Origin of the sequence: Cytobacillus sp. FSL R7-0696 (assembly GCF_038006865.1) — a bacterium.
Lineage (GTDB): Bacteria > Bacillota > Bacilli > Bacillales > Cytobacillaceae > Cytobacillus > Cytobacillus kochii.
In genome coordinates this window covers 4,553,233-4,580,064 of record NZ_JBBOWA010000001.1, presented here as the reverse complement: position 1 = coordinate 4,580,064, position 26,832 = coordinate 4,553,233, and the positions used below count along the sequence as shown (strand labels likewise).

Below are 26,832 nucleotides of genomic sequence, written 5' to 3'. Positions count from 1 at the left end.
ACTTTTATAAAATGAGCATAGCTTCTTCATGTAATTATATGAAGAATAAAGTACATATAGGAAGTTTGATAAGAGAAAGGAAGTTACTATGGAGCATTCATTGCCTGTCTTACCAACAATCAGTACAACCTTTATCGTGTTAAGTGCCATTATGGTGGCAATTGGTTGGGTTCAAATTAGTAAGAGAAAAATTGACGCACATAAAAAATCGATGACATTAGCTGGCATTTTTGCCATCATATTCTTTATTATTTATGCTAGTCGAACAATCTTTATCGGAAATACATCATTTGGTGGCCCTGATGATATAAAAATTTATTATACCCTTTTTCTTGTCTTTCATATTACATTGGCCACATCAGGAGCGGTACTTGGAATCATTAACTTGTATACGGGATATAAGAATAAGTTAAAGCTTCATAGAAAGATCGGTCCCTTTACAAGTATTATTTGGTTTGCTACTGCCATTACGGGGGTAGCCGTTTATTTACTACTATATGTTTTTTATCATGGCGGAGAAACAACATCATTAATCAAAGCGATATTCGGATTCTAAAAAGTCCAAAGTCATGTAAGTCCGAGCTTATTCGAGTGCTAGTATCATTCGAATAGGTTCGGACTTTTTTTGCTTGCTTGTATTTCCATGTCAATACTTGACACAGTAATACGTAAAACTGTAAATGAAGAAAGAATAAATGAGAATAAAGTAAGTAAGACCATCAAATAGTAAGAAACAAGAAGTTTTTAGGTTACTGTCTAAAGAGTACTTTTTGTAAACATAGCAGAACAAAATGAGATCAAACTGCATTAACTATAATATCCTTTACTTAATAAGGTTGAATTCAGAAATGAATGGATGATGCAATTGGAAAAGCGAGATGTGGAAAAACAAAAAGTACGCAAATTTATCATTTCATCCATTGTAGAATCCAATATACGCTATCTTCAAATGGATGGTGCAGAGGAAAAGGTAAGGTTAATTAGAAGAAGTAGTGAAGATATTATTACGCGATTAGATGATCAGGTGATAATTGAAGTAAGATTAAGTATTAGACCTTATAAAGAAGTATTAACAGATTTGATGATTTTACAAAAACAAATTATTGAAGATATTCGATTATTGACTGGACTTCGCGTTGGTAAGGTGGTTTTGAAAATAGAGCATTGCTCTATCGACTCGATAGAAAAAACGTGAAGATTTGTTCTTCACGTTTTTTTTGCTTACTTAAGTATTTGTTCTAAATCATTATTAATGTCTGTTAGGATCTTTTCAGATTGCTTAACAAGTGATTGTGGAAAGTGTTCGCCATCCCCATATTCTACTCCATGAGGATAATAATGTTTGCCTAATAAAGGAGTAAGTAATTGAATCGTCGCCTTTCTAGCGCCAACGTCCCCTTCGACTGCATGTCCAAATACACGAAGATAGTAGATTCCTTCTTTTAATTCAAATTTTCGATCGTATGTAACTCTTTCATAATCCCACTGTCCTGCACGTACTAACTGATAAGAATCCATTAGGTCATCTAGTCGCTTTAGTTCAACTTGCTTGTTTTCTAAACCCGTATTTTCAAGCTTCATAATAATCAATCCCTCCTGAAAAAAACAATTGGTAAACAGAACCAATATTGAATCATCTCAAATTTAATAATAGTTGAAAAATGGACAAGTTGCAATCTTTTTCAAATGGATCATTATATTCACCTAACACTAGTATTCCCAACATCCTTCATATATGTATAATGAAAAAATTAGTGAAAAGAATGATACATATAGAGGTTAATGATATAAAGTTCATTTCCATGTATAATAAGATGTATAAACCTTTAAATCGAGATTTTTAAACAATTTAAATTAGCTTCTTTATTGAAGCGTAACTTATAGTTGTTGTAAAGGTTTTCTTAATTCATAAACAACTTGCTATTATCCATTTCTATGTGATGATATACTATATTTAAACATATGTTATAAAAAATACTTTTTCTTGTATTGGAAAGATTGGGAGTTATGTGATTCTTAACGATACTCATGTTTATGACATGGATATAATAGAAGTGTCCGGGTTTAAAAGAAGTCATGGGAGGTGCAAGTTCTCTGAAGAGTGTATTACGCGTATTTGTACTGATATTGGCTCTTACCGTTATATGGTTATACTTAGATTTTAGTAGTGAAGATCAACTGCTGTTGAGTGATGAGGGTACAGAAGTTGCTCAAGATGAGACGATAGGTAATCAACAGGATGAAGAGTCAATGGTTGCTGAGATGCCTGAAGAAGGGTTGCTTACTTTAATGGGGTCAAAAGCTTCGGATATAAAGAAAGAGTTTGGTGAACCGGAACGGATTGATCCTACACTTCAAGGCTATGAATGGTGGATTTATCCGAATGGCAACCATGAATATATACAAGTCGGTATATGGGAAGGGAAAGTTATTTCCATATATGCCACAGGTGAAGAAGTGGATGTTACCCCTTTTAAAATAGGACAACCATCAGGAGAAATTTATTCTTCGTTATATGCAGAAACAAATATAGAAATTGAATTCGAAGGTAGTGTTTATCGCTTTGAGTTATCAGAAGCGGACATGAATATGAGACCAATTATTAGAATTGGCGATTATTATGCATTACTTTATTTAGATAAATTTACAGGTACGCTTTCTAGTGTACGTTTTCTAAATGATGAGTCTTTCGTGATGTTAAGGCCTTATGAATTAGTTTATAGGGGCGAGTTATTTGTCGTAAATGATATAGAAGAAGAGGAAGAAGCCGCTATCAATCGAGGAATGGAGCAGCAGATTATTGATATTACAAACGTAATGAGAGAAAGATATAATGTGAATGAGCTTAGCTTAGATGAGCAGACCCAAGAAGTAGCATATAACCACAGTGTGGATATGTATGAAAGTGAAGCCTTTTCGCATACGTCGGATGAATATGGTGAACTGTCAGATCGCCTAAAAGCGGGCGAGGTTGCTTATCTATCTGCTGGTGAAAATATCGCTGCTAATTATGTAGATGCACCTTCAGTAATGGAGGGATGGTTAAATAGTAGTGCGCATCGTGAAACTTTATTGAACGAACAATTTACTCACATTGGTGTAGGTGTTCATAAGAAGCACTTTACACAAAACTTTATTGAAAAATGGGAACAAGAATAAAGACGTGGCATACTCATTGTATGATGAGTGCACGTCTTTTTTTTGTTCACTTTCCAATAACAAAAAAGTTAGAGGAAGCAGCTGCAACCTTCTTACCGTCGTCTCTTTCAACGACTGCAGAGAGGACCATCATACGACTTCCTTTATGAGTGATTGTTGCATGACAAGTAAGGTTGTTGCCTTTAATTGCAGCTAAATAATGAATGTTTAATTGTGTAGTCACTGCCACCTTATCTAACGGAGCTGCTTCATTGCTTAGAGTACCCATTGCAGTATCAATGAGTGTAGCAATCATACCTCCGTGAACAATACCAAGCGGATTATAAAGTAGAGGTGTAATAGGGATGGAAATTGTAACAGCATCATCTTCTAACTGTTCTTCTACATTCATAAATGCTTCAATATATGAACGATTAGCCCCATTTTGCTCTCTTTCTAAACTATCCACAATACTATCGATTAACGCTAAATCTTTGTCATTAGTCTCGGCAATAATTTGTGAAAACTTTTGAAGTAAGAAATCTTTCTTTGTCATAATTTGTGAAACTCCTTGTTATATCATTAACTTTAAGCATAAACCGTTTCATCCTCATTCCAATAAAATGAAGTTTTGTATATGTGCTTATCTTTATCGTAACAGAAACCTAACCAATAGAAATATAGAAATTTATCACTATTATGGAGGTGCACTCATACAATAAAGTAGGCATTTGTAACGAAAACGAGGTGAATAATAGTGGCACAGAAACAATTGCACCCAACTGTGGAACGGTTTAAGTCTTATGTGAAAAAGAATCCATCAGTACTAAAAGAAGTGAGGTCCGGCAAAAAGTCGATGCAGCAATTGTATGAAGAATGGTACCTATTGGAAGATGATGAGCAAGATGTGCGTGATCAGAAGAGTGATTCTTCCGAAACCACTACTGAAAACAAACAAGATTGGATCAATCAAGTGATGGGAACTGTAAAAAACATGGATGTTAATCAAGTACAAGGTTATATTACAAATATGAGCCAGGCTCTCGGAGCAATTCAAGGGGTGTTATCACAATTTCAAGGAGGAGCTACAACCTCTAAAAGCTCTACTAAATCAAATTCAATTGCTCAAAAGCCAAATCCATTTGCATTTAAAAAAGATTAAAGAAGGTGAAAATCTTTGCGTAAAGATATAAGAGAGTATATTCAACAAAATGAAGAATTAAAAAAGTTCGTTAGAGAACAGCCACAGTGGTATCGAACGTTATCGCGAAACCCAACAGAAATACAGAAATTAGAAGTAGCGTCTTTACATTATCATAAAAAAACAATTCCTCATCATGTAGAAAAGTTTTCTAATGGGGTTCAGATGGCATCTATGATGATGAGCATGTTTCAAGCAATGAACAGTCAATCATAAATGGTCTTCTTCGCTTAGGAAGAAGGCTATTTTTTATGAGTAATTATTATGTAAAAGCAAATAATACATAATAAAAAGGGTTGATGAGCTTGCAGAAAATATATCAATACTTCTCGCTTTGTATTTTATTCATCTTATTAGTAGCTTGCACCAAAGATATTCCAGAGCCAGAAACAAATAGCATACTAGCTCCTGTTAAGGGGCTTGAAATTAGAGAATCTATTCCGGTAACAACGGCCATGGCAAAAGGGCCACAAGATTTCTTCGTCAAGCATTTAGTGGAAGGTAACGATGTATTTATTGAATGTATTGTTGATGGGATAACATTTAGAGAAGATCGACAAGGGGTGAAGGGAAAGTTTATTGTTTATGTTGATGGGGAGAAAACAGAAGAAATCAACCGCGCAGCTTTCAAAATAAAAGGGTTGTCACAAGGGAAACATCATATCAAACTAGAAGTAGTGAGTAGTGATCCCGCGCTTTACTTTTTGACAAAAGAATTTATCGTACAAGTGGAATAATTCTTCTCAGTACTTTAGATTTTAGGTATTCCATGATATGATGAAAAGTGGAGGTGAGCTTCCAGATGCTTGCTACTTTAGAAAGATTAGAGATATTGGACGTAGCCGATGAGATTGTCACGATGATTGTCAAGTCTGAGGAAGCTACTCAATACAAGCAATGCCTCAAGGAGATGCAATCAAATCCTGAAACTCAGGAAAAGATTCGTCAATTTGTTGAAATGAAAGATCTTTATGAGGATGTACAACGATTTGGTAAGTATCATCCTGATTATAAAAGAGTTACGATGTCTATACGTCAGTTAAAGAGAGAAATGGATATGGATCCGTATGTTGCAGCGTATAGGCAATCGGAAACAGAGTTACAGAGTTTGCTTGACGAAATTAGCGTCATTATAAGTCACTCTGTGTCTCAACATATTAAAGTCCCAACAGGTAACCCATTTTTTGATAATGCTTGTTCGGGTGGTTGTGGATCAGGCGGAGCATGTAGCTGTTCTGCTTAACAGTGCGGTCATGACCGCACTGTTTTTTTAAAAGATAGAGAATGAAAAAATCAATCACATTGTAAAAATAATGAAATATATGCTAGACTAATAACAATCATTTGAACAAAAGGGGAAGTATTATGCTTGGAGAGAGGCAAGGTTTAATTGTTTGGCTTTATTCATTAAAGCAAGCGAAAATGTTACGTCGCTTTGGGAACGTTCATTTTGTATCGAAACGGTTAAAGTACGTAGTTGTTTATTGTAACATGGAGGATATCGACGCTTTAACTGAAAAGATTAGTTCATATTCGTTTGTTAAAAAAGTTGAACCTTCATACAAACCTTTTTTAAAAACTGAATTTGAAAACGCAAAACCAGATAAAGCAAAAGAGTATGATTATAAGATGGGCATTTAACAACTTAAACAAACCTAGGCACATATAGTAAATATAGTGCCTAGGTTTGTTTAAGTTAGTGCAGGTAAATAGTGATTTAACCTGAAAATAGCGATTAAATGTTGAAAATATAAGTCTTTCTCAGAGAAAAGTGTCGAAGGTTTCACATTGAATTGGATGAGTTCTTTATTTAACTCTTTCGCTGTATCCGCAAATAATTGAAAGCGTTTATTAGGTTTGATTGTATGATTTGGCACGCCTTCTCTGCATATATATATAGGTTGGAATTTACCTTCAGCAGGTGGGTTTAATATCACGATAAGTGAACTCATCGCCTTGTCATTTATGGTTGTATGTAAAACCATCATATGTTTAAGGCGGTCATCATTCCTTTTCGCTATCTCTATCAATTCATAAATGTCAGAAAACCCTTCTCCGAGTTCAATAAATCTTTGAATCATATTTGTTCTCCTTTTATGTTTAATCAACACTTCCCTACTTTATCATTTTTTTTTATTGATTAGAAGGATATTCGGTGTTTATATATAATTAGGTACAATTATCTCTTGAATGAGTAGTAAGGGAGCACAAGATGAAAAAGGTCATTTCTATTCTTTTTGTTATCATTATTCTCTGTATATTTTTTAACCAATGGGACCAATTCATAACAGATGAGCAAACTGTCAATGCACAAGAAAGTGCACAAACAAATGTTACCATTCATTCAGATGAAAAATCTGTGCAAGTCTTTCAAACGATTTCTAGTTTATCTGACAAATCCATTTACGAAATAATCGTACCGGAGAAAGCTTCAAATTGGACATGTACATATAATGATAAAGATGAGTGTAAGAGAGTTTGGCGAGCTGAAAATATAATTGAAACTAAAGGTAGTCAGTTACATATTACCTATAGTTTGCCTCTAAATAAAAAGACTAACACTTTGATTCGTGATTGGTTATTTCAATTAAAGGGTGTCACTATAGATCATGTGGAATTAAAAATCATTGAATCTCACCATCGAAATGGAAAGTGGCTGGCTGGTATTCCTTTATCTGGGTTCGTAAAAGAGGATCTAATAGATTATTACTTCTTTTCTGGTAAGACCAACAATCCGGCACTGCTTTGGTATAATGAAGAAATAAACACCGAGCGAAACGAAACGCAGTATTCGTACTATGGTAATCACTATCCTGAGATCAAAGAACTGATACAAAAACATGAAGAAAAGGTAAAAGAAGCAAACTTTTTAAGTATCATTACAACTAATCAGTTGAAAAGTGGTCTATTTGGAGGCATTCTCATTTTACCTAGTGGAGAATTATTAGAAAGAGAATTAGTAGACTCTCTCTATTTCCATTCTATTGAAAGTGAAGAAATAGAATGGTTATTGGATTTGTTAACCTCATTTATTATTGATGAAAATCCTCGGTTTGATTTAAGTATGTATGCTTTTAACGAACTAAAAGAAAAGCTAACTTCAAGTGAGTTGGAACAGCTTGTTGCCAATATTTCCGACTTGGATGAAAGTTTCGTACCAGAAGATATGGATGAGATACTTTATCAAATAACGGGAAAACAAACGAACTTCTTTGCTGAATTATTAAGGAATAAACAACCGGTTTCTTTAGAATTATATACAATGAAAGATTATCATTGGAATAATAAAAAATTAACTGTGAAAGTAATTGAAATTGATGGAATAGAGTGGGTACCTCTACAAAAGACAATGTCATTCCTCGAGTTTGAAACAGAGCGTTTATCTGAAACGGAATGGGCAATCTTTAATGACAAAGATGTTTATCGTCTATATTCAGACCAGTCGATTTTTATAAGAAACGAAGAGGTTTTTGGCTTGTTAGAACATCCACTGAAAAAGATGAATGGAGAGTATTATTTAGAAAAAAAATGGCTCCAGTCTATTTTTCATATAAACTTCAGAGAAGAGGGTAATAAAGTTTATTTTGACATGTAAAAGGAAAGCATATGTGGAATGAGTTCACCGTCGATAAAAATAAAAAATCCCTGTAGCAAAAACCTACAGGGTCCTTCCAACCATCTAATAGGCAGAAGGTAAAGGGAGAGGAGAAACCGGAGGAAGAACTTATGGGGAAACGTAAGTCTTCTCCGCGGTTGGCAACAACATCGTTTAGATGCTGTTAATTTCATTATCTCCATATAAGACATTGTTATACATTTTTATTCGACATCTCTTGAAATACTTAGGAGAATATGAGTTTGTTTCCTATAAAAAGTATGGTAGGATGATGAAGAAAAATTGAATTTAGAATAAGTGGTGAGTAGTAGTATGCGGGTAGTATCTGGTCAATATAAAGGAATGCAACTTAAAGCCGTTCCTGGCAAATCAACAAGACCAACAACTGATAAAGTAAAAGAAGCAATCTTTAATATGATAGGACCCTATTTTGATGGTGGCATTGCACTTGATTTGTTCGCTGGAAGTGGCGGCCTTGGGATTGAGTCATTAAGTAGAGGTGTAGAAAAAGCGATTTTCGTTGATCTTGATAGCAAAGCAATACATACAGTACATGAAAATTTACGAATTTGTAAAATCGAAGAAGACGTTGAAGTTTATAGAAATGACGCAGAAAGAGCTTTAAAAGCCATTATGAAAAGGGAGTTGCAATTTGATTATATCTTCCTTGATCCACCTTACAAAAAGCAGCAACTCGTTAAATTGTTAGAAATCATTAGTCAACAGAGGTTACTAAAGCAAAGTGGCATTATAATGTGTGAACATAGCTCGGATATACAATTACCCACATTATGCGGGGACTTAGAACAAGTAAAGTATGAAAGCTATGGTATCATTGCTGTTTCCATTTATCGTTATATTGTACCTAATGAATAAATTAGAAAGCAGGGGGAATAAAAATGAGCGGGATTGCCGTATGCCCAGGAAGTTTTGATCCAATTACTTTTGGCCATTTAGATATTATTAAAAGGGGAGCAAAAGTATTTGATGAAATACATGTCGTGCTACTTAATAATTCTTCTAAGAATCCACTCTTTTCTGTTGAAGAAAGAATTCATTTAATTGAAGAAGTGACGAAAGACATTCCTAATGTCAAGGTTGGGACTTTTCAAGGTTTATTAGTGGATTATGCAAAAAGTGTAAATGCAAAAGCAATCATTCGCGGTCTAAGGGCAGTATCTGACTTTGAATATGAGATGCAAATCACATCGATGAATCGCGTATTAAATGATGAGATTGAAACATTCTTTGTTATGACGAATAATCAATATTCCTTCTTGAGCTCAAGTATCGTAAAAGAAGTGGCAAAATATCAAGGAGATATTTCTGACCTCGTTCCAGCTGTGGTACAAGATGCGCTACATAAAAAATTCGCTAAGTAAAATAAAGAGGCAGATCAACTCAGGGAGTGTCTGCCTTTTTTTATACAATCTTTTAGTTTTAAGGTCGTGTACTAATGGGAAAGAAAATGCCTACGATAGTAGATGAAAATATATATAATAAGAGAAAATAAAGTAATGAGAGGTCCAAGTGTTATCATGTAATCATATATGGTAAAGGCTTCGCCTTGAAAAACGGGTATGGCGTTAGATGGTTGCTCAAATGACACACGGTCGTAGAGTAAATGCCAAAAAAGGTAGGCGTAAAAAGCAGCAATAAATGAATGAATAATACGAGCGATGAAAAATGGCTTAAAACGAATATCGGATTGAGCGATAATGCTTGCGACTTGTGATTGAACACTAAATCCACAGAAGGCCAAGATAGCACTGGCGATCATTACTTTTTGTAGCAACGGAACATGATCGACTTGAGCAGTCATCTGATTTCCTTGAGTCAGTTCAAATATGCCAGAAAATAATGCTTTACTAAAATCAGGGGAGATTTGGAAAATAGATAATAATAAACCGAGCCCATGAGCGAAAAAGTCTGTAATGCCGATGTGGAATAATAATTTATTTATGACCGAAAATAAAATAATAAAGCCACCGATCATTAATAAAGTATGAATAGAAGATATTACAGCATCACCAACAAGTTTTCCTAATGGACGCTGTTCTTGTAATCTTGTTTCATGTAAGACATTAAATGCTTCCTTAAATGAAAATTTTCGCGCGGTGGGCGTCGCTATCTTAGTGTTCTTCTTTTCTTCCTTTCGTCCGTAAAACCGCATGATTAAACCTACAGTTAAATTACCAAGATAATGGGCTAAAGCAAGGATAATCCCTAATTTTGTATTATGAAAGAAACCAACAGACACTGCGCCAAAAATAAACAAGGGATTGGAACAGTTAGAGAAGGAAACAAGTCGCTCTGCTTCCAGACGTGATATTTGTTTCTCTTGTCTTAATCTTACAGTGAACTTTGCTCCAGCTGGATAACCAGATGCCATTCCCATGGCTAACACAAAGCCACCTACACCTGGAACTCTGAATAGTGGTCGCATGAGTGGTTCTAATAGTACACCAATAAATTTTACTACACCAAAACCGATTAAAACCTCGGCTATAATAAAAAACGGTAAAAGTGAAGGAAAAACAATCTCCCACCACATTTCGAGGCCCCTTCTCGATGCATCAACGGATTCTTGTGGATATAATATAAGTGAAACGGCGATTAATGATGCCGAAAGTGCAAGCATGACTGTTTTTAACTTTGAACGTGACACGAACGAGCCTCCCTTATGTAATACGGCTGGAACACAATGTAAGCATGTCCTTCTTCTATTGAATATACGACGACAGATGAAAAATTAGACCATTGATTTCAAAATGACATTTACTTACTATTGATGAATCTTCATTTTAAAAAGATTCGAACTTTACAAAAAAGTATGGAAATATCTGAAAATGAAATCATTCGTCTGTTAACTAAAGCAACTATTTATACATAAGATAATAAATAGTATTTTGTTGTTTGATATCAATACATTAAAGAAGAAAGACAATCATTTTATGAAAGGGATTGGAGGGAAAGATTTTGGTTCGACCAAAAATAGGTCTTGCTCTCGGATCTGGTGGTGCGCGTGGGTTTGCACATCTTGGTGTAATAAAAGCGCTTGTGGATGAAGATATACCAATTGACATGATTGCAGGGAGCAGTATGGGGGCAATGGTAGGCTGCTTTTACGCTACAGGAATAGATATTGAAACATTATATAAATTTTCCACTGTTTTTAAAAGAAAGTATTATTTAGATTTTACGGTCCCTAGAATGGGATTTGTCGCTGGTAATCGAGTGAAGGAATTCATCCGTGTATTCACACAAGACAAGAAAATAGAAGATTTAAATATTCCTGTTTCTGTAGTCGCAACTGACATCCAGAAGGGAGAAAAGGTTATTTTTCAAGACGGGCCAATAGCAGAAGCTGTTAGAGCAAGTATATCTATTCCTGGTATTTTTGTACCTGAAAAGGTTGAAGGACGGCTACTAGTTGATGGAGGGGTTATTGACCGTGTGCCTGTTTCGGTTGTAAAAGATATGGGCGCAGATATTATTATTGCTGTTGATGTCTCAAGAGTAAATGTTCAGACAGAGATACACTCCATTTATGATGTTATTATGCAGAGCCTAGATATTTTACAAATGGAGAATGTGATTAACCGTGAAATAGCATCCAATGTGATGATTCGACCAAGTGTAGAGATGTATAGTTCAAAAGCTTTTACAAATATAAATGAAATAATTAAGATAGGAGAAGAGGAAGCGCTCAAATATATCGACACAATAAAAGAAATTATCAAAAATTGGAAGGAGCCAAATGAATGAAAAGAAAAATTTGGGCTCGCTCCTTCTTCGTCTTAGCATTACTCGTCCTTGTTACTTCTTTTATACAACTTCCTTATTATGTCTCAAAGCCAGGTATGGCGAAAGAATTAGAACCAATCATTGAAGTTGAGAATGGTGACAGCGCTACAGGTAGTTTCATGCTTACGACTATAAGAATGGGCAAAGCTAATATTTATACTTATTTATGGGCAAAATGGCAAAAATATCAACATATTTATCCTATCGAGGATATCCGAAGAGATGATGAAACAGATAGAGAATATCAGTTAAGGCAATTATACTTAATGGATAACTCCAAGCAGTCAGCCATAGAAGTGGCATATCAACATGCTGGATTAGATGTGAATTACAATTATCAAGGCGTGTATGTACTTAATATTATGGAAGGTATGCCAGCAGAAGGGAAACTTGAAGCATCAGATAGGGTAACAAAAGTAGATGGAAAATCTTTTCAATCTTCGGAGCAATTCATTGATATGGTTTCATCAAAATCGGAAGGTGATAGCATATCCCTTACGTTTGAAAGAAATGGGGAACAAAGAGAAACCGATATCGAACTAGAGAAAATTGCTGCGACTGGGAAGGCTGGTGTGGGCATTACTTTAGTGGATGATAAAGAGATATCAGTAGATCCAGAAGTGGCGATTGATACAAGTGAAATTGGAGGTCCATCAGCTGGCTTTATGTTTTCATTAGAAATTTATAATCAGTTAGTTGAGGGAGATTTAACAAAGGGTTATGAAATCGCTGGAACTGGCACAATCTCACCAGATGGCACAGTAGGGCGCATCGGTGGAATAGATCAAAAAATTGTGGCTGCAGATAATGCCGGCGCAGACATTTTCTTTGCACCGAATGAGAATAATAGTAATAAGTCAAACTACAAAGAAGCTGTTAAAACAGCTAAAGATATTGGTACTGATATGAAAATCATCCCAATTGACACTTTTGCTGATGCCGTGAAGTACTTAGAAGGGCTAGAAAATAAATCATAGATCCAAGGACCTGTCGTGTGGGGCATGTAATGTATAAACGGAGAGATTCTGCTCAATCATCAGAATTTCTCCGTTTTTTTTATGAGATTTATTTCTGCTTAGTTATAAGTAACACCAAATTATACAATCTATGTAAATTTATTCGAATTCTATTGCCTAGGTGTACAAGTAGTGTGAAGAATGAAGAGGAGAAGGACCTAGCTCGGTCAACTAGAAATAGCCAATCAAAGGATTATATGTACATCTGGAGTGGAAAACTTCAAGATAGATAAGCAAAACGGTCTTGCGCGTCCATCCAGATTAAAAAAATGAGAGATAGACGAGCAAAAGCAGTTTTATTCGACCATCTCTCAAACATTGTTTTTCGCAGTAAACATTCGGCACGTATCTATATCATTTGTCATAAATGATTGGTGGTTGGCTAAAGTCAAGTTTTAAAAGCTCCTGCTGTTGTGGAGAATTAGCTGCAAGCGCATATATTCTAGTTGCTTTAAGATCTAGTGCTAATGACTCTCGATTTTTGTCTGAGACCTTAGAAATGAGAGGAAGCTTAAACTCGCCTTTATATTTATTTAAGTAAACCCTTCCTTTTTTGGACATACCAAGGAGGCGAAGGTATGGTGCTTGTTTTAAATGTGACATAGATTGTTTACCTGCATTGATAAGTATATATAAACAAATTCTCTGGATGCGTGTCCAAGTATATCGTTTTGTTTTCACTGCTTCCATAAATGTTTGAAAAGAAGTTGAAGTCTTGCTCGCTTCGATTAAACGGAATTCGATTCCTTCTTCAACCTCATAAATTTCTCTAAGTTGAGCAGGTGACGAACTGAGCAAGCGGTATTGTAGCATAGTCCAATACAGTTCCCAATGATGCAGAACTCCAAACTTTTTATAATACGAATGCAAGGCTTCATATGAGGTTCTCGGCATATATTTAAAAGTTTCTTCTATATTTGCTTCTTGAGAAAATATCTTTTTTCTTATGCTAGTTGCACTTGCTATGGTTGATGAGTTAAAGTCTTCATCATGGTACTCGGCATTCTTTCTTGCGATGGTTGTTGGCTCCATTTTCGCATTTTGTTGCTTTATAGCTTTTATGTATTGGAAGCCAAGAATATTATTTGGTTTAGTTAGGTCCACTATTTCTTCATCGATGGTCAATTGTTGGAAAGCAAGAGATGCAGATTTAGGATAACTATAGCCTTCTTTACTATAATTTCTAATCAGTTGGTTATACTCCTTTTCATGTTGATGTAACTGACGATAAGTTGATAAAAAGGGCTGTATACTACCTTGCTCACTACCAAATGATAAATATTGACACAGAGTGGCATCGAGTATTGAAATGGCTCCATTTGCAAATATATCTGCTTGAGATGTCGCAAATGAAAAAGGAAGTTCAAAAACAAGGTCACAACCACCAGCCAATGCCATTTCAGCCCGTGCCCATTTTGATACGATTGCCGGCTCTCCTCTTTGCAGGAAATTACCACTCATCACACAAATCACCACGTCTGCACCTGTTTCTTTTTTTGCTTGCTCTACTTGATAGGCATGCCCATTATGAAAAGGATTATATTCAACGACAATACCAACAGCTTTCATCTGTTAACCACTCCTTCTTAAATCTTAATTATAAATGAAGAAATAAAATTTCACTAATGCTTACATAAATCGACGATAAAGGTTTGCAAATTGAACAAAATTGGTTACAATACTAAGAGAAAATGAGATAAATGAATCTCTTTTCAATAACCTTCTGACTGTAAAGAAAAAATATTGACAAATAATTATATGAAAGCTATAATTACCTTTGTTGCCTTGGGGTGATTTATATGAAATGGACTTTAAGTCAGTTACAGAAATATCGAAGCAAGGACTTCTCTTTTGATGAAATCGTCAATGTTGATGAAGTAATCAAAATGGATGCTGAAATCAGAGATGCATCGCCAATGAGAATTACTGGTCGAGCAGATATTGATTCTGAGAAAGTGATTGTCCATTTTAAAATGGAAGGTCATTTGATTCTCCCTTGTTCTCGCACATTAGTTGACGTTAAATATCCAATTAGTGTGGAAACAATTGAAACATTCCTCTTGAAAGCTAGTGATTATGAAACTGAAGAGGAAGTTCATCAAGTGCAAGGTGATGTAATAGACATGATGCCTATTATACATGAACTGCTTGTGCTTGAGGTCCCTATGCAAGTATTCTGCGATGATAGCGGTGAAGAGGGCGCTCCTCAATCAGGAAAAGATTGGGAGGTCATTTCCGAGCAAGAGAAAACGGAAAAGATTGATCCACGTCTTGCTGGACTTGCTCAGCTACTTAATCAAAAGGATTCTTCTGATTCATAACTGGAAGAAAACAGTGAAAGCTGGTCTTAATAATTTTTTCTTCATAGTGTATGTTCAAAATATAGAGAGGTCTTTTCTACTCTATTTTATTAATAGAAGTTAATCCTCAAGTTTGAACGACTCTAAATCTCTATAAGGAGGTGGGAATAATGGCTGTACCTTTTAGAAGAACATCTAAAACTGCAAAAAGACAACGTCGTACCCATTTTAAATTACAGGTTCCTGGTATGGTAGAATGCCCAAATTGTGGTGAAATGAAACTTTCACACCGCGTTTGTAAAGCTTGTGGAACTTACAAAGGAAAAGAAGTTGTAAACAACTAATTTTTCATATGACAAAACGCTGGAGCAATAAAAGCTTCAGCGTTTTTTCTATTGTCAATTTAGCTGGCATAGTAAATAAGATATGTAGTGAAGTATTCTTGAGCACTTGTAATCACCTATTACGCATCATCCAAGGTATAAGCACAATGGACCTAAATGCTTTGCAAAACGGATTCCTAATTATCTTAGTTATATTATACTTTTTTAAAGGAGATTTGATGATAATGAGCAGTTATCTAATACATAAAGAAGAAAATTTGCTTGTATTCACGATTACTAGAGAACATAAGAGAAATGCCATTAATTATGAGGTAATGGATGGCCTACTTAAAGTAATTGAAATGACTAAACAAGAAGCAAACATAAAAGGCTTGGTCATCACTGGAGAAGGAGAGAGTGCTTTTTGCTCTGGTGGTGACTTATCTGCTTTTCAAAATTTGATCACTGCAGAAGATGCCTATAACATGCTATCTAAAATGTCAAAGATTTTATATAAGCTCACTACACTCAACAAGCCGACAATTGCCCTTATTAATGGAACGGCAGTAGGTGGTGGATGTGAACTAGCTACAGCATGTGATTTCCGCATCGCTAAAAAAGGAACGAAAATGGGCTTTATTCAAGGTACTTTAGCCATTACTACAGGTTGGGGCGGAGGTAGCCTATTGTTAGAGAAGTTGGAGAACGAAGTCGCTTTAAAGTTACTGATGGAAGCTAGGCCACTGCCGGCAGAAGACTTGTATAAAAAAGGTTTTATTCATGCTATTTATGATCAAGTGAGTATGGAAGTAGTGCAACAATTCTTTGCCAACATTAATAGAATTCATACAGATGTTTTATCTGCCTATAAAGAGATCCTTGTTCGTAAGTGGAAGGTCACACAATTAGAAAAAAGAATGGAAGAAGAAGTTCGCACTTGCTCGACCCTTTGGAGTATGGAAAGTCATCATCAAGCGGTCAATAAATTTTTAACAAAAAATAAGTAAATAAAGAAAACGAGTGAATATCCCATGTTTAAGTCTATCTTTTCTAGTATAAGCATAAGATGAAATAAAAACACTACTAGGAGGGGTTAGGGATGTCTTCTACTCGTCAAGATGCGTGGTCACAAGATGAAGATATTTTGCTAGCGGAAGTCGTTCTTCGCCAGATAAGAGGGGGAGGAACACAACTTCAAGCATTTGAAGAAGTGGGTAAAAAGCTATCGAGAACAGGCGCTGCATGTGGGTTTCGTTGGAACTCTTATGTAAGAAAGCAATATAAGAAAGCGATAGATGTAGCAAAGAAACAACGGAAAGAATTAAAGAACCGTAAAAAGGACCCAGAACTAACATCATTGGTTGTTGAAGAGGCGGCAAAAGATAAACAGGTTTCAAGCCACCAGCAATTAAGCTTTAATGAAATTGTAGAGAGCCTTAAATCTGTATATGAACAAGCGGAAAACGCCAATTCTGCTGAAAAAAATTCATTATCTCAGTATGAGGGCAAAATTATTTCTTTAGAAAAACAAACTTATTATTTAGCTGCTGAAAATGAAAGGTTATTAAAAGAAATACAAACATTGGAGCAGGATTATAAGGCGCTTGTAGAAATAATGGAGAAGGCAAGAAAAATGGTTGTACTAAAAACGGACGATCGCGAAAAAAATGTTCGTGTTTAGTTTCTATCTAACAATTACTAATGATACTATTTATACTTAAATTTCCTTATACAGTTTATTTCAAATTATAAACATAAAAGAGCACTCCATCCTAATGGAGTGCCTATTTATGTTTATTCGTCTTCTTTTAAAGATTCCTTTACCATACCTTCGGGAAACCAAAGAACAGGATTTTCCCCTAAATCCCTATCCATATCATATTGGGCTGAAGTGAAGCCCATCTTTTCCCAGAATTCCTTTGACTTAATTCTCGTGTTTGTCTTAATAGGTAGGTTAAAGCTCTTGGCGAAGTTAACAAGTGCTGTTCCATAACCTTTTGATTGATAATCCTTCAATACTTCAAGCTTCCAAAGTTCTAAATAATCATGAGAAGGTTGGAAGTAACGGTCGAATTTAGCTTCTACTTTATAAAGGCTCATGCGGGCAACGAGTAGGTCCCCAAAGTAAATGCCATAAAAAGGCGATTGGCTTCCGTTTTCTATTATATTGCCTTCTAGATCCTCGAGCATTGATAATTCTTGAAGACCATATTCTTTAAACTTTTTAAAATCTTCTAAGGTTCTGTAATTTACTTTTAGTCTTTCAACTTTATAGCTCATGATTCATCCCCCTAAAACACCTATGTAATTTATTGAATGCGCTTACTCTATATCATTATATAACAATATTAAGAAAATTTCTTTAGTAAACTGTCATTCTTTTATCATTCAAGACATAAAAATGTATTGTTCAAAAATAAACGTAAGCGTTTTCAATAAAAAAGAAGGAAAAAGAGCGAACCTTGTAGAAATAGGGAATATTGCGATAAATTATATTTATTTGCATTTGGTTATTGTAACAACGAACGAAGGGAGAATAAATGATTGCAGAAAATTTTAATTGCCAATAGAGGAGAAATTGCCTTAAGAATTATTAAAACTTGTAAAGCACTGGGAATCGAAACGATAGCAATATACTCAGAGGCAGATGAAGGGTTGCCTTTTGTTATCGAGGCAGATCAAGCATTTCTCATTGGACCACCACCGGTCAATCAATCTTATTTAAATGTTGAGAAAATCATTCAAATAGCTTTAGCAGAGAAAGTTGATGCCATTCATCCAGGCTATGGTTTCTTATCTGAGAATGCAGAATTTGCTAGGAGAATTCATGCAGCGGGTATTATCTTTATCGGTCCAAACCCTGACACAATTGAAAAAATGGGAGATAAGATTATTTCCAGGCAAACGATGGAAAAAGCGGGTGTACCTATTGTGCCCGGTAGCAATAGTGGTGTTGTAACAGTCGAAGCTGCTCTTGCTTTAGCTGAAACATATGGTTACCCTATTATGCTTAAGGCAAGTGGGGGCGGTGGTGGAATCGGTATGGTGCGCTGTGAAACTGAGCAAGCGCTCAAAAATGCCTTCTCCTCGACAAAAACAAGAGCGAAAGCATACTTTGGCAGTGATGAAGTATTCGTAGAAAAGTGTATAGAGGGTAGTCGTCATATTGAGGTACAAATATTTGGTGATGATAAGGGACAAATTGTTAGCTTATTTGAAAGAGATTGTTCTATTCAAAGAAGGCATCAGAAAGTCATTGAGGAATCGCCTAGCCCTTCTCTTTCAACGGAAACGAGAGATAAGATGCTTGAGACTGCTATTAAAGCAGGCGAGGCAGTAGGTTATAAAAATGCTGGTACCGTTGAATTTATCGTCGATGCGGATGAGAATTTCTACTTTCTTGAAATGAATACTCGTCTCCAAGTCGAGCATCCTGTCACAGAACAAATCACCGGGATAGACCTCGTGGAATGGCAAATTGAGATTGCTAAAGGGAATGAACTTCCCCTTAAGCAAAGTGAAATTAAATCAGTTGGACATGCGATGGAGTTCCGCCTGTATGCGGAAGATCCCGTTACATTTATGCCTTCACCTGGTACGATTAGTGAACTAAAATGGGGAAACCTTGATAGTGTCCGTATTGATTATGGCTATGTTGAAGGTTCTAAAGTAACTCCATTTTACGATCCAATGATAGCAAAATGTATTATAAACGGGGAGAACCGAGAGGAAACATTACAAAAGGCAGCACAATTTTTTAATGATCTAGAAATTTCCGGTATTAAAACGAATGCTCCGTTGTTTGTAGAAATTTTAGATGATCAAGATTTTAGTAAAGGTAAATATACAACTGATTTTTTGAAAAATAAATCTTTAATAAAAAAACAGTAATACAACCCAAGGAGGAAAAGAAAATGAAAGAAATCGTAGCAAATATGGCAGGTACAGTTCTTAATGTGTTAGTTGCAAATGGTGATGAAATTACTGCAGGGCAAGAAGTGCTTGTCTTAGAAAGTATGAAAATGGAAATTCCTGTTGAGAGCAATGAAGGCGGTAAGGTAGCTGAATTAAAAGTTAATATCGGTGATTTTGTAAATGAAGGCGATTCTTTATTAGTTTTAGAATAAGGAGAGATAAATCATGACAACGATACAAACATTAACAGACGATTTAAAAGAGAGACGAAAGAAAATTGAAGCGGGTGGTGCACCTAAATACCACGAAAAGCTGGAAGGCCAAAATAAATTATTTGCACGAAAGCGTTTGGAACTATTATTGGATGATGGTTTTTACGAAGAAGATGGTAAGTTTGCTAACTGTAGTGAGGAAGGATTGCCAGCTGATGGAGTCATCACGGCAGTAGGAAAGATTAATGGGCGCACAGTTTGTGTGATGGCGAATGATTCTACTATTAAAGCAGGATCATGGGGAGCTAGAACAGTTGAAAAGATTATTCGAATTCAAGAAACAGCTGAAAAACTTAAAGCTCCTTTGCTTTATTTAGTAGATTCAGCCGGTGCAAGAATAACTGATCAATTAGATATGTTTCCAAACCGTAGAGGTGCTGGGAGAATTTTTCATAATCAAGTAAAACTTTCAGGTGTTGTACCACAAGTTTGTTTACTATTTGGACCATCGGCAGCAGGCGGCGCGTATATTCCCGCTTTTTGTGATATTGTCATTATGGTAGACGGGAATGCTTCTATGTATTTAGGATCACCAAGAATGGCAGAAAAAGTGATTGGGGAAAAGGTTTCCCTAGAAGAAATGGGCGGAGCAAGAATGCATTGTTCTGTTAGTGGTTGTGGTGATTACTTAGCATACAGTGAAGAAGAAGCGATTACAGTTGCACAAAACTATTTATCTTATTTTCCGGGGAATTTTCAAGAGTTACCTCCAACTAAAGAATCTGTGGCGCCTAAAGCTGGTAAGTCTTTAGAAGAGATCATTCCTGTGAATCAAAATGCCCCATTTGATATGTATGAATGTATTGAACAACTCGTTGATGAGAATAGTTTTTTTGAAATGAAGAAATTATTCGCAGCTGAACTTATTACTGGAATAGCGAGAATAGATGGAAAGCCAGTCGGAATTATAGCGAATCAGCCAAAGGTTAAGGGTGGCGTTCTTTTCGTTGACTCGGCTGATAAAGCAGCAAAGTTTATCTCACTATGCGATGCTTATCATATTCCATTGTTATTTCTAGCGGATGTTCCAGGGTTTATGATTGGCACAAAAGTAGAAAGAGCAGGTATTATTAGACATGGTGCGAAGTTAATTGCTGCAATGAGTTCCGCGACAGTACCGAAGATTTCAGTTATTGTCAGGAAAGCTTACGGTGCGGGATTGTATGCGATGGCGGGACCTGCTTTTGAACCGGATTGCTGTATTGCCTTACCAACTGCTCAAATAGCCGTTATGGGACCTGAGGCTGCAGTTAATGCTGTTTATTCTAATAAGATTAATGAAATTGAAGATATGAAAGAGCGCATTGCGTATGTACAAGAAAAACAAAAAGAATATAAGGAAACAATTGATATTTATAAATTGGCATCGGAACTCATTATAGATGATATTATCGCTCCTGACGAGCTTAGAAGTGCCCTTATTAACCGCTTTGAGTTATACGCAACAAAAGATATACCAATCGTTTCGAGAAAACACCCAGTAAATCCAGTTTAAAGACCCTACCCTGACCTTTCTTAGGAGAGTAATCAGGGTTTTTTCTTTTATAGATATTGATTGATTGAATATCTGGAAAATGTACAACCTACCCATTGATCTTATCGGTGCTAATATTTAAGTTTTGCTTTCTCAGTTGATCGATAAACTCAGTTTTGTTTTTAGGTGAAATGGCAATTGTTTTGAACTTCCCATAATTAATTTCAAGTTTATCAATAGACAAAGCGGGAGCTGTAAACGGGTTTTTCGTTTCCGTAACGCTGTGTATTTCAGCTATCTTGATTGTCCACTTAAAAGGGCCATATTGAATAGTAAGAACATCGCTTTTAATTGTATACCCTGTCTTAAGCCAAATCCACAGCAGACATAATCCAATGAGCGATAAAGTAAAGATTTTTATCCATGGTTTATCTAGAAACGATGGGCTTATCCAAACACCGAAGTTTGGAAAGAAGATGGGTGGAATAATAAAAAACAATGCAAATAACCAATAGGTTATTGACAACCATAAATCTTTCTTTGATGGAAAATACATATCATCATTTCCTTTCGTTATGTTTAATCGGTTTCGTAAATGTTAAAAAATTCACAAGTATGTACTTATTAGCTCCTATCATTATTTATTTTTAAAAGTGAAACGAATGTACTCTTTTTAGATCTATATGGTTTATTTGGGTGTAGAATTTCTTAGTAATAATTATGTTATAGCTAGTCAAACAAAAAAGAAAAATAGATGAAACTTCAAGAAAAAAAGAATCGTCTCCCCTTTCAATAGCTAAATTTGCTAAAATGAGACTAAATACATTGTAAGTGAAGTGATAATGATGAAAATCGGGATTATTGGCGGGGGTTCTATCGGACTATTATATGCTTTCTATTTAAATAAACAACATGAGGTTACTCTTTATGTGCGTTCAGATGAGCAAAAGGACATTATCTCCTTAGAAGGTATCTTTTTAAATACGAAAGAAAATCGGAGGAATGAACGTATTCATGTTGAATATATACATAATTGGAAAGGGCAAGACGAGATTACCTTTGTTGCTGTAAAAGAATATCACCTTGACTCACTCCTTGCCACTCTTAGCATACATACAAAAACGTTATTTATCTTTCTGCAAAATGGTATGGGTCATTTAGAAAAGCTCGAACGGTTAAAAAATCAACAAGTCTATATTGGTACAGTTGAACATGGTGCACTAAAGGTAAATAAAAATGAAGTGAACCATACGGGGTTAGGAGTAACAAAGCTTGCTCCTTTAACTGAAAATGCTGAACCCATCCAACTTTCAAATGTAATGGCTAATAGCGAAGATTTTCCATTCATGCTTTATCAGAACTATGAGGAAATCATGCTGAAAAAATTAGTTGCAAATGCTGTGATTAACCCTTTAACAGCCATTTTAAAGATAAGAAATGGTTTACTAATTGAAGATCCATCTTATTTTAAAGTATTTAAAATCTTATTTACAGAAGTAACAGCTGCGCTTTCAATTAAAGAGAGTCAAGAGATCGAAGCATATGTTGTATCAATTTGTAGGAAGACTGCTCATAATCAATCATCAATGTTCAAAGATATTGTTGAAGGCAGGAAAACAGAAGTTGATGCAATTGTTGGTTACTGTCTTACTCAAGCAAAGAAAAATCAAGAGAGTGTACCATTATTAACATCTTGTTATTTTATGATCAAGGGGATGGAGAAAAAGGGGGAGAAAGATTGAGTGTATTTTTATCCTCGATGATTGCGACATTTATTACTATACCATTTCTAGGGTATTTACTCGTTTTTATCATTTGTAAACAAGTGACGAAAAAGCATAAGAAATCTGTACATCTAGCTCTTGATATTAGCACATTGCTGCTCATTCTCTCTGTCCATTTTATGATTGCTTCAATTTGGAATCGTTCATACATTTGGTTAATTTTTCTTTTCCTTATTAGTACTGCTATACTTTATCTTTTGTATTATTGGCGGGTTAAGCAAGAAATAGATTACGGTAAATTGTTCAAAGGATATTGGCGCATTAATTTTTTGTTTTTTCTTACTGCTTACTGTGTTTTGATAGCAATTGGTATTTTTAACAAAATTAGTTATTTGATGTTTTAAAAAAGACTCTTTAGTTGGCTAAGGAAATATATTATCATTATGAATGATGAAATCAAAAGAATTTAAAATCTAGCCCATCATAAGCAAAGTTTTTTTCTTTTCTTTTCTGACAATGCTATACTCATAAAGATACTTGGAAAATGTGTTTAGAAAGGAAGTTCATAGATGGAGATTTTGCATCTCACAATACCGGCCACTAATCGGTTTGCAACAGAGTATACTGCTCAAGATGAGAAAATTCAGCCATACTTCCACTACCGTTATAATCATATTAGTGATTTAAAGAGACGTATAGAAGAACTTGGTCAGAGAAATTTTTCACGAGATAAGCTAGTAAGTCATATAAGTGATTTCATGAAGGGCTTTCCAACATCTGAGAAAGTACAAGAATCTCTTAAAAAGCTAAATGATGATAAAAGTGTAGTTGTTATTGGAGGGCAGCAGGCAGGTATAATGACTGGACCTCTTTATTCCATACATAAAGTCATTTCTATCATTGCCTTTGCTAAGGAAAAAGAGCGGGAATTAAATACTCCTGTTGTACCTGTTTTTTGGATTGCTGGTGAGGATCATGATTATCAAGAGGTAAACCATATTTATTGTAGCGAAAACAACCAAATGAAAAAGCAGGTTTATCCAGAATCACCGAATGATAAAAAGATGGTATCAAATATCGCTATTGATTCAGATGTTTGTATCAAGTGGGTTGACGACATCATTGAGTCATTTGGTGAAACCACATTTACAAAAGATATTATGACATTCATTCATAAGGCTATAGAACAATCAAAAACATATGTAGACGTATTTGCTCATTTAATTATGGGGATGTTTAAAGAACATGGTCTTTTATTGGTTGATTCAGGTAATGCGCAATTAAGACAATTGGAAAAAGGCATATTAGCTGAGCAAATCAAAGCTGCGACAAAAATGACAACAGCTGTGCTTGAAAATCAACAGAGATTACAAGCTGATGGTTATGCAAATATGCTAGAAATCAGTGAAAATGCTGCTAATCTCTTCTATTATGATGAAGTTTTTAAAGAGAGAATTCTACTTGATTACAATCATCAAACCCAATGTTTTGTGAATACAGATGCTAAAATAAGCTTCACATTAGAAGAAATGTTAACGATGGCAGAAACAACACCCGAGAAACTGAGTAATAATGTTGTTACAAGACCTTTAACACAAGAATTACTTTTCCCCACATTAGCGTTTATTGCTGGACCAGGGGAAATCGCGTACTGGGCTGAACTGCAAAAAGTGTTTGAGCAGTTCTCTTTAAAAATGCCGCCACTTGTTCCGCGCTTGAATTTCACGATTTTAGAGAGAGCAATTGAATCGGAAATGAAAGAGCTTGAATTACAATTAGAAGACGTATTAAAGAATGGCACTGAAGAACGAAAGAATCAATTTCTTCAATCAGTCCAAAGTAAAGAACGAGATGAAATCTTAAGCGAATTACAAGCGAAATTTGAAGAATCTTACAAACAGTTGTTAGCTTATACTTCAGAGAAAGAAAAGGGTATGTACCCACTCGTAGAAAAAAATCAAGCACTTGTGCAAAAGCAAATTGCATTTATACAAACAAAATTTAAACAATCGACTGAGCAAAAATATATAAATATACTCACGAAATTTGATCGTATTCAATCTTCAGTAAAACCAGACGGTATCCCACAAGAAAGGGTTTGGAATGGACTTTATTTTATCAATAAGTACGGTTTATCATTCTTCTCCCGGATTCTCGATCATGAACTACCTTTTGATGGTACGCATAAAGTGATTAAGGTATAAAGAAAAAGACTTAAATCCTTCTCAATATTAGAGGAGAATTTAAGTCTTTTTTTGTGCAAAAAGAAAAATAATAGGCACATAAAAGCTGGAAGAGGTTTAGGCTAGCCGAACGACAAGAAAATGATTTTAAAGTTATCCGTAATGGATAGGCTTTGTCGATTTTTAAAAAGTGTGACTAACGAATCTTCTTCTTTTGACAATTCTCTTTCAGCTTTATTCAAAATGAAATAGATAAGGTAAAAAAAGCAAATATTTTTGTAAAAAGATAGCGAAAGAAAAATGTTTGAAAAATAAAAAAACAGCAGGAATTTATTGGACGTAAGCGAATCATTTAAAATAGTGGAGGAAAGTGGGGGAATGTGGTACATTTGTGTTAGAAAGTGGGTGAAGCGGGTATGTTTATGGGAGAATACCATCATAATGTTGATACGAAGGGCCGCTTAATCGTACCCGCTAAATTTCGTGAGAACTTAGGAGAGACATTTGTATTAACACGAGGTTTGGATCAATGTTTATTTGGATATCCCTTAACAGAATGGAAAGAGCTTGAAGAGAAACTTAAAGCTTTACCCATGACAAAAAAGGACGCCCGCGCTTTTACCCGATTTTTCTTCTCGGGTGCAACAGAATGTGAAATTGACAAACAAGGACGAGTAAATATCGCTTCCCCACTAATGCAATATGCAAAATTAGATAAAGAATGTGTCGTATTAGGTGTTTCCAACCGAATTGAGATTTGGAGTAGAAGCCTTTGGGAAGAATATTTTGCAGAGTCAGAAGAATCTTTTGCTGAAATTGCAGAAAATATGATTGGCTTTGATATTTAAACAAGGCCTAACCCGAATGAATACATAAGGGGACTTTTACACACAATTACAGGTTGGGAAGGATGAGCAACAATGTTTAATCATACAACAGTACTTTTAAAAGAGACAGTAGATGGACTAAATGTGAAAGAAAATGGGATATACGTGGATTGTACTTTAGGTGGAGCTGGGCATAGTGAATATTTATTATCACAGCTCTCAAGTGAAGGAAGGCTATTCTCTTTTGACCAAGATGAAACGGCAATTGACAATGCGAAGGAGAAACTTGCTAAGTACAGTGGGCAAGTGACACTGGTAAAAAGTAATTTTAGTCATTTAAAGGAAGAATTGAATGCAAGAGGGATTTCTGAAGTGGATGGTATTTTGTATGACCTAGGTGTTTCATCCCCTCAATTAGATACACCGGAAAGAGGTTTTAGTTATCATCATGACGCTCCGCTCGATATGAGAATGGATAAGCAAGCGGAGGTTTCAGCCTATGATGTTGTCAACCATTGGTCATATAACGAACTTGTGAAAATCTTTTTTAAATATGGTGAAGAAAAATTTTCTAAACAAATTGCAAGAAAAATTGAGTTAGCAAGAGAAAAAGCGCCGATAAAAACAACGGGTGAATTAGTAGATTTGATCAAGGAAGGCATACCTGCCCCAGCTAGAAGAAAAGGGGGTCATCCAGCTAAGCGAATTTTCCAAGCGATACGCATTGCTGTTAATGATGAATTAGGGGTGTTCGAGCAGTCATTAGAGCAAGCGATGGGCTTGCTAAAAAGTGGTGGGAGAGTGAGCGTTATTACGTTCCACTCGTTAGAGGATCGTATTTGTAAAGCGGCTTTTAAAGAGGCCAGTTCAACACCAGATCTACCACCGGGACTGCCAGTTATTCCTGATGAATATCAACCTAAGATGAAATTAGTGAACAGAAAACCTATTATTCCATCGGAAGAGGAGTTATCCCATAATAATCGATCTCGTTCAGCTAAACTCAGGATTATAGAAAAAATATAAAATAAAAGAT

General features: G+C 35.3%; 32 protein-coding genes. 25 read left to right on the top strand and 7 right to left on the bottom strand.

Translation table 11 applies throughout. The features are described from left to right. Positions 1-88 precede the first annotated feature (88 nt). On the top strand, positions 89-556 hold the full coding sequence (locus MKX29_RS23270) for a DUF420 domain-containing protein (RefSeq protein WP_095369649.1): 468 nt from the start codon (positions 89-91) through the stop codon (positions 554-556). A 309-nt stretch (positions 557-865) separates the two neighbouring features. After that, positions 866-1,195, top strand: a complete 330-nt coding sequence (locus MKX29_RS23265) for a hypothetical protein (RefSeq protein ID WP_095369648.1) — start codon at positions 866-868, stop codon at positions 1,193-1,195. Between the two features lie 26 nt (positions 1,196-1,221). Here the strand turns inward: MKX29_RS23265 and MKX29_RS23260 are convergent, their stop codons facing one another. Continuing rightward, positions 1,222-1,581, bottom strand: a complete 360-nt coding sequence (locus MKX29_RS23260; protein WP_095369647.1) for a YugN family protein — start codon at positions 1,579-1,581, stop codon at positions 1,222-1,224. 495 nt (positions 1,582-2,076) lie between these two features. Between MKX29_RS23260 and MKX29_RS23255 the strand changes: the two genes are divergently transcribed. After that, positions 2,077-3,159 carry a CAP domain-containing protein gene (locus MKX29_RS23255; protein WP_095369646.1) on the top strand — a complete coding sequence of 361 codons (1,083 nt, stop codon included), beginning with the start codon at positions 2,077-2,079 and terminating at the stop codon, positions 3,157-3,159. 46 nt (positions 3,160-3,205) lie between these two features. Here MKX29_RS23255 and MKX29_RS23250 read toward each other — a convergent pair whose 3' ends face one another. After that, complete coding sequence (locus MKX29_RS23250) at positions 3,206-3,694, bottom strand: PaaI family thioesterase (RefSeq protein ID WP_341108026.1); 489 nt, start codon at positions 3,692-3,694, stop codon at positions 3,206-3,208. A gap of 201 nt (positions 3,695-3,895) precedes the next feature. On the opposite strand from MKX29_RS23250, the gene MKX29_RS23245 reads away from it, so the two are divergent. The 5 genes from MKX29_RS23245 to MKX29_RS23225 all read left to right on the top strand — a co-directional run bounded on the left by MKX29_RS23245 (position 3,896) and on the right by MKX29_RS23225 (position 5,980). After that, on the top strand, positions 3,896-4,300 hold the full coding sequence (locus MKX29_RS23245) for a YlbD family protein (RefSeq protein WP_341108024.1): 405 nt from the start codon (positions 3,896-3,898) through the stop codon (positions 4,298-4,300). Positions 4,301-4,315: 15 nt separating this feature from the next. Then, positions 4,316-4,555 (top strand): YlbE-like family protein, encoded by a 240-nt coding sequence (locus MKX29_RS23240; RefSeq protein WP_191812444.1) that lies wholly within the window; start codon positions 4,316-4,318, stop codon positions 4,553-4,555. Between the two features lie 89 nt (positions 4,556-4,644). Then, positions 4,645-5,076 (top strand): hypothetical protein, encoded by a 432-nt coding sequence (locus MKX29_RS23235; RefSeq protein WP_095369643.1) that lies wholly within the window; start codon positions 4,645-4,647, stop codon positions 5,074-5,076. A gap of 65 nt (positions 5,077-5,141) precedes the next feature. Further along, positions 5,142-5,582: a YlbF family regulator gene (locus MKX29_RS23230; protein ID WP_095369642.1), complete on the top strand. Its 441-nt coding sequence runs from the start codon at positions 5,142-5,144 to the stop codon at positions 5,580-5,582. A 122-nt stretch (positions 5,583-5,704) separates the two neighbouring features. Next, positions 5,705-5,980: a YlbG family protein gene (locus tag MKX29_RS23225; protein WP_095369641.1), complete on the top strand. Its 276-nt coding sequence runs from the start codon at positions 5,705-5,707 to the stop codon at positions 5,978-5,980. A 50-nt stretch (positions 5,981-6,030) separates the two neighbouring features. On the opposite strand, the gene MKX29_RS23220 is transcribed toward MKX29_RS23225, so the two are convergent. Next, positions 6,031-6,420 (bottom strand): DUF7147 family protein, encoded by a 390-nt coding sequence (locus tag MKX29_RS23220; RefSeq protein WP_095369640.1) that lies wholly within the window; start codon positions 6,418-6,420, stop codon positions 6,031-6,033. A gap of 131 nt (positions 6,421-6,551) precedes the next feature. Here MKX29_RS23220 and MKX29_RS23215 point away from each other — a divergent pair, with 131 nt between their 5' ends. The 3 genes from MKX29_RS23215 (at position 6,552) to coaD (ending at position 9,337) form a co-directional block, all read left to right on the top strand. Continuing rightward, positions 6,552-7,934, top strand: a complete 1,383-nt coding sequence (locus tag MKX29_RS23215; protein ID WP_341055219.1) for a hypothetical protein — start codon at positions 6,552-6,554, stop codon at positions 7,932-7,934. Positions 7,935-8,267: 333 nt separating this feature from the next. Next, complete coding sequence (gene rsmD / locus MKX29_RS23210) at positions 8,268-8,831, top strand: 16S rRNA (guanine(966)-N(2))-methyltransferase RsmD (RefSeq protein WP_341108021.1); 564 nt, start codon at positions 8,268-8,270, stop codon at positions 8,829-8,831. A 23-nt stretch (positions 8,832-8,854) separates the two neighbouring features. Continuing rightward, complete coding sequence (gene coaD / locus MKX29_RS23205; RefSeq protein ID WP_095369637.1) at positions 8,855-9,337, top strand: pantetheine-phosphate adenylyltransferase; 483 nt, start codon at positions 8,855-8,857, stop codon at positions 9,335-9,337. Positions 9,338-9,408: 71 nt separating this feature from the next. Here coaD and ylbJ read toward each other — a convergent pair whose 3' ends face one another. After that, entirely contained in the window at positions 9,409-10,623 is a 1,215-nt protein-coding gene (ylbJ, locus tag MKX29_RS23200; protein ID WP_341108018.1) for a sporulation integral membrane protein YlbJ, read from the bottom strand. 311 nt (positions 10,624-10,934) lie between these two features. Between ylbJ and MKX29_RS23195 the strand changes: the two genes are divergently transcribed. Then, the gene (locus MKX29_RS23195; RefSeq protein WP_307314603.1) at positions 10,935-11,723 is read left to right on the top strand and encodes a patatin-like phospholipase family protein; all 789 of its coding nucleotides are present in this window, start codon (positions 10,935-10,937) and stop codon (positions 11,721-11,723) included. After that, positions 11,720-12,739 carry a SepM family pheromone-processing serine protease gene (locus MKX29_RS23190; RefSeq protein WP_322909207.1) on the top strand — a complete coding sequence of 340 codons (1,020 nt, stop codon included), beginning with the start codon at positions 11,720-11,722 and terminating at the stop codon, positions 12,737-12,739. Before MKX29_RS23195 ends, MKX29_RS23190 begins: the two co-directional genes overlap by 4 nt. Positions 12,740-13,132: 393 nt before the next feature. Here the strand turns inward: MKX29_RS23190 and MKX29_RS23185 are convergent, their stop codons facing one another. Further along, positions 13,133-14,347: a nucleotidyltransferase gene (locus MKX29_RS23185; RefSeq protein WP_341108014.1), complete on the bottom strand. Its 1,215-nt coding sequence runs from the start codon at positions 14,345-14,347 to the stop codon at positions 13,133-13,135. A gap of 230 nt (positions 14,348-14,577) precedes the next feature. On the opposite strand from MKX29_RS23185, the gene MKX29_RS23180 reads away from it, so the two are divergent. The 4 genes from MKX29_RS23180 to MKX29_RS23165 all read left to right on the top strand — a co-directional run bounded on the left by MKX29_RS23180 (position 14,578) and on the right by MKX29_RS23165 (position 17,082). Further along, a complete protein-coding gene (locus MKX29_RS23180; protein ID WP_095369632.1) occupies positions 14,578-15,099 on the top strand; it encodes a YceD family protein in 522 nt (173 codons plus the stop codon). A gap of 149 nt (positions 15,100-15,248) precedes the next feature. Beyond that, positions 15,249-15,422 carry a 50S ribosomal protein L32 gene (gene rpmF, locus MKX29_RS23175; RefSeq protein WP_095369631.1) on the top strand — a complete coding sequence of 58 codons (174 nt, stop codon included), beginning with the start codon at positions 15,249-15,251 and terminating at the stop codon, positions 15,420-15,422. A gap of 224 nt (positions 15,423-15,646) precedes the next feature. Further along, complete coding sequence (locus MKX29_RS23170; protein WP_224938523.1) at positions 15,647-16,408, top strand: enoyl-CoA hydratase/isomerase family protein; 762 nt, start codon at positions 15,647-15,649, stop codon at positions 16,406-16,408. 92 nt (positions 16,409-16,500) lie between these two features. After that, complete coding sequence (locus tag MKX29_RS23165; RefSeq protein ID WP_224938524.1) at positions 16,501-17,082, top strand: RsfA family transcriptional regulator; 582 nt, start codon at positions 16,501-16,503, stop codon at positions 17,080-17,082. A 113-nt stretch (positions 17,083-17,195) separates the two neighbouring features. Here MKX29_RS23165 and MKX29_RS23160 read toward each other — a convergent pair whose 3' ends face one another. Further along, entirely contained in the window at positions 17,196-17,681 is a 486-nt protein-coding gene (locus tag MKX29_RS23160) for an N-acetyltransferase (protein WP_095369628.1), read from the bottom strand. A gap of 264 nt (positions 17,682-17,945) precedes the next feature. Here MKX29_RS23160 and MKX29_RS23155 point away from each other — a divergent pair, with 264 nt between their 5' ends. The 3 genes from MKX29_RS23155 to MKX29_RS23145 are packed head-to-tail and all read left to right on the top strand — an operon-like array spanning position 17,946 to position 21,083. Further along, a complete protein-coding gene (locus MKX29_RS23155) occupies positions 17,946-19,292 on the top strand; it encodes an acetyl-CoA carboxylase biotin carboxylase subunit (protein ID WP_251161438.1) in 1,347 nt (448 codons plus the stop codon). Positions 19,293-19,315: 23 nt separating this feature from the next. Further along, a complete protein-coding gene (locus tag MKX29_RS23150) occupies positions 19,316-19,528 on the top strand; it encodes a biotin/lipoyl-binding carrier protein (RefSeq protein WP_095369626.1) in 213 nt (70 codons plus the stop codon). A 13-nt stretch (positions 19,529-19,541) separates the two neighbouring features. Further along, a complete protein-coding gene (locus tag MKX29_RS23145; protein ID WP_224938526.1) occupies positions 19,542-21,083 on the top strand; it encodes an acyl-CoA carboxylase subunit beta in 1,542 nt (513 codons plus the stop codon). 88 nt (positions 21,084-21,171) lie between these two features. Here MKX29_RS23145 and MKX29_RS23140 read toward each other — a convergent pair whose 3' ends face one another. Next, positions 21,172-21,618 carry a PH domain-containing protein gene (locus MKX29_RS23140; RefSeq protein ID WP_341108011.1) on the bottom strand — a complete coding sequence of 149 codons (447 nt, stop codon included), beginning with the start codon at positions 21,616-21,618 and terminating at the stop codon, positions 21,172-21,174. A gap of 289 nt (positions 21,619-21,907) precedes the next feature. On the opposite strand from MKX29_RS23140, the gene MKX29_RS23135 reads away from it, so the two are divergent. The 5 genes from MKX29_RS23135 (at position 21,908) to rsmH (ending at position 26,822) form a co-directional block, all read left to right on the top strand. Continuing rightward, the gene (locus MKX29_RS23135) at positions 21,908-22,804 is read left to right on the top strand and encodes a 2-dehydropantoate 2-reductase (protein WP_341108010.1); all 897 of its coding nucleotides are present in this window, start codon (positions 21,908-21,910) and stop codon (positions 22,802-22,804) included. Further along, a complete protein-coding gene (locus MKX29_RS23130) occupies positions 22,801-23,190 on the top strand; it encodes a DUF3397 domain-containing protein (RefSeq protein ID WP_251161441.1) in 390 nt (129 codons plus the stop codon). Before MKX29_RS23135 ends, MKX29_RS23130 begins: the two co-directional genes overlap by 4 nt. 165 nt (positions 23,191-23,355) lie before the next feature. Then, on the top strand, positions 23,356-24,990 hold the full coding sequence (gene bshC / locus MKX29_RS23125; RefSeq protein ID WP_341108007.1) for a bacillithiol biosynthesis cysteine-adding enzyme BshC: 1,635 nt from the start codon (positions 23,356-23,358) through the stop codon (positions 24,988-24,990). Positions 24,991-25,385: 395 nt separating this feature from the next. Further along, on the top strand, positions 25,386-25,817 hold the full coding sequence (gene mraZ / locus MKX29_RS23120) for a division/cell wall cluster transcriptional repressor MraZ (protein WP_095373480.1): 432 nt from the start codon (positions 25,386-25,388) through the stop codon (positions 25,815-25,817). A gap of 72 nt (positions 25,818-25,889) precedes the next feature. Further along, entirely contained in the window at positions 25,890-26,822 is a 933-nt protein-coding gene (gene rsmH, locus MKX29_RS23115) for a 16S rRNA (cytosine(1402)-N(4))-methyltransferase RsmH (RefSeq protein WP_289433473.1), read from the top strand. Positions 26,823-26,832 lie beyond the last annotated feature (10 nt).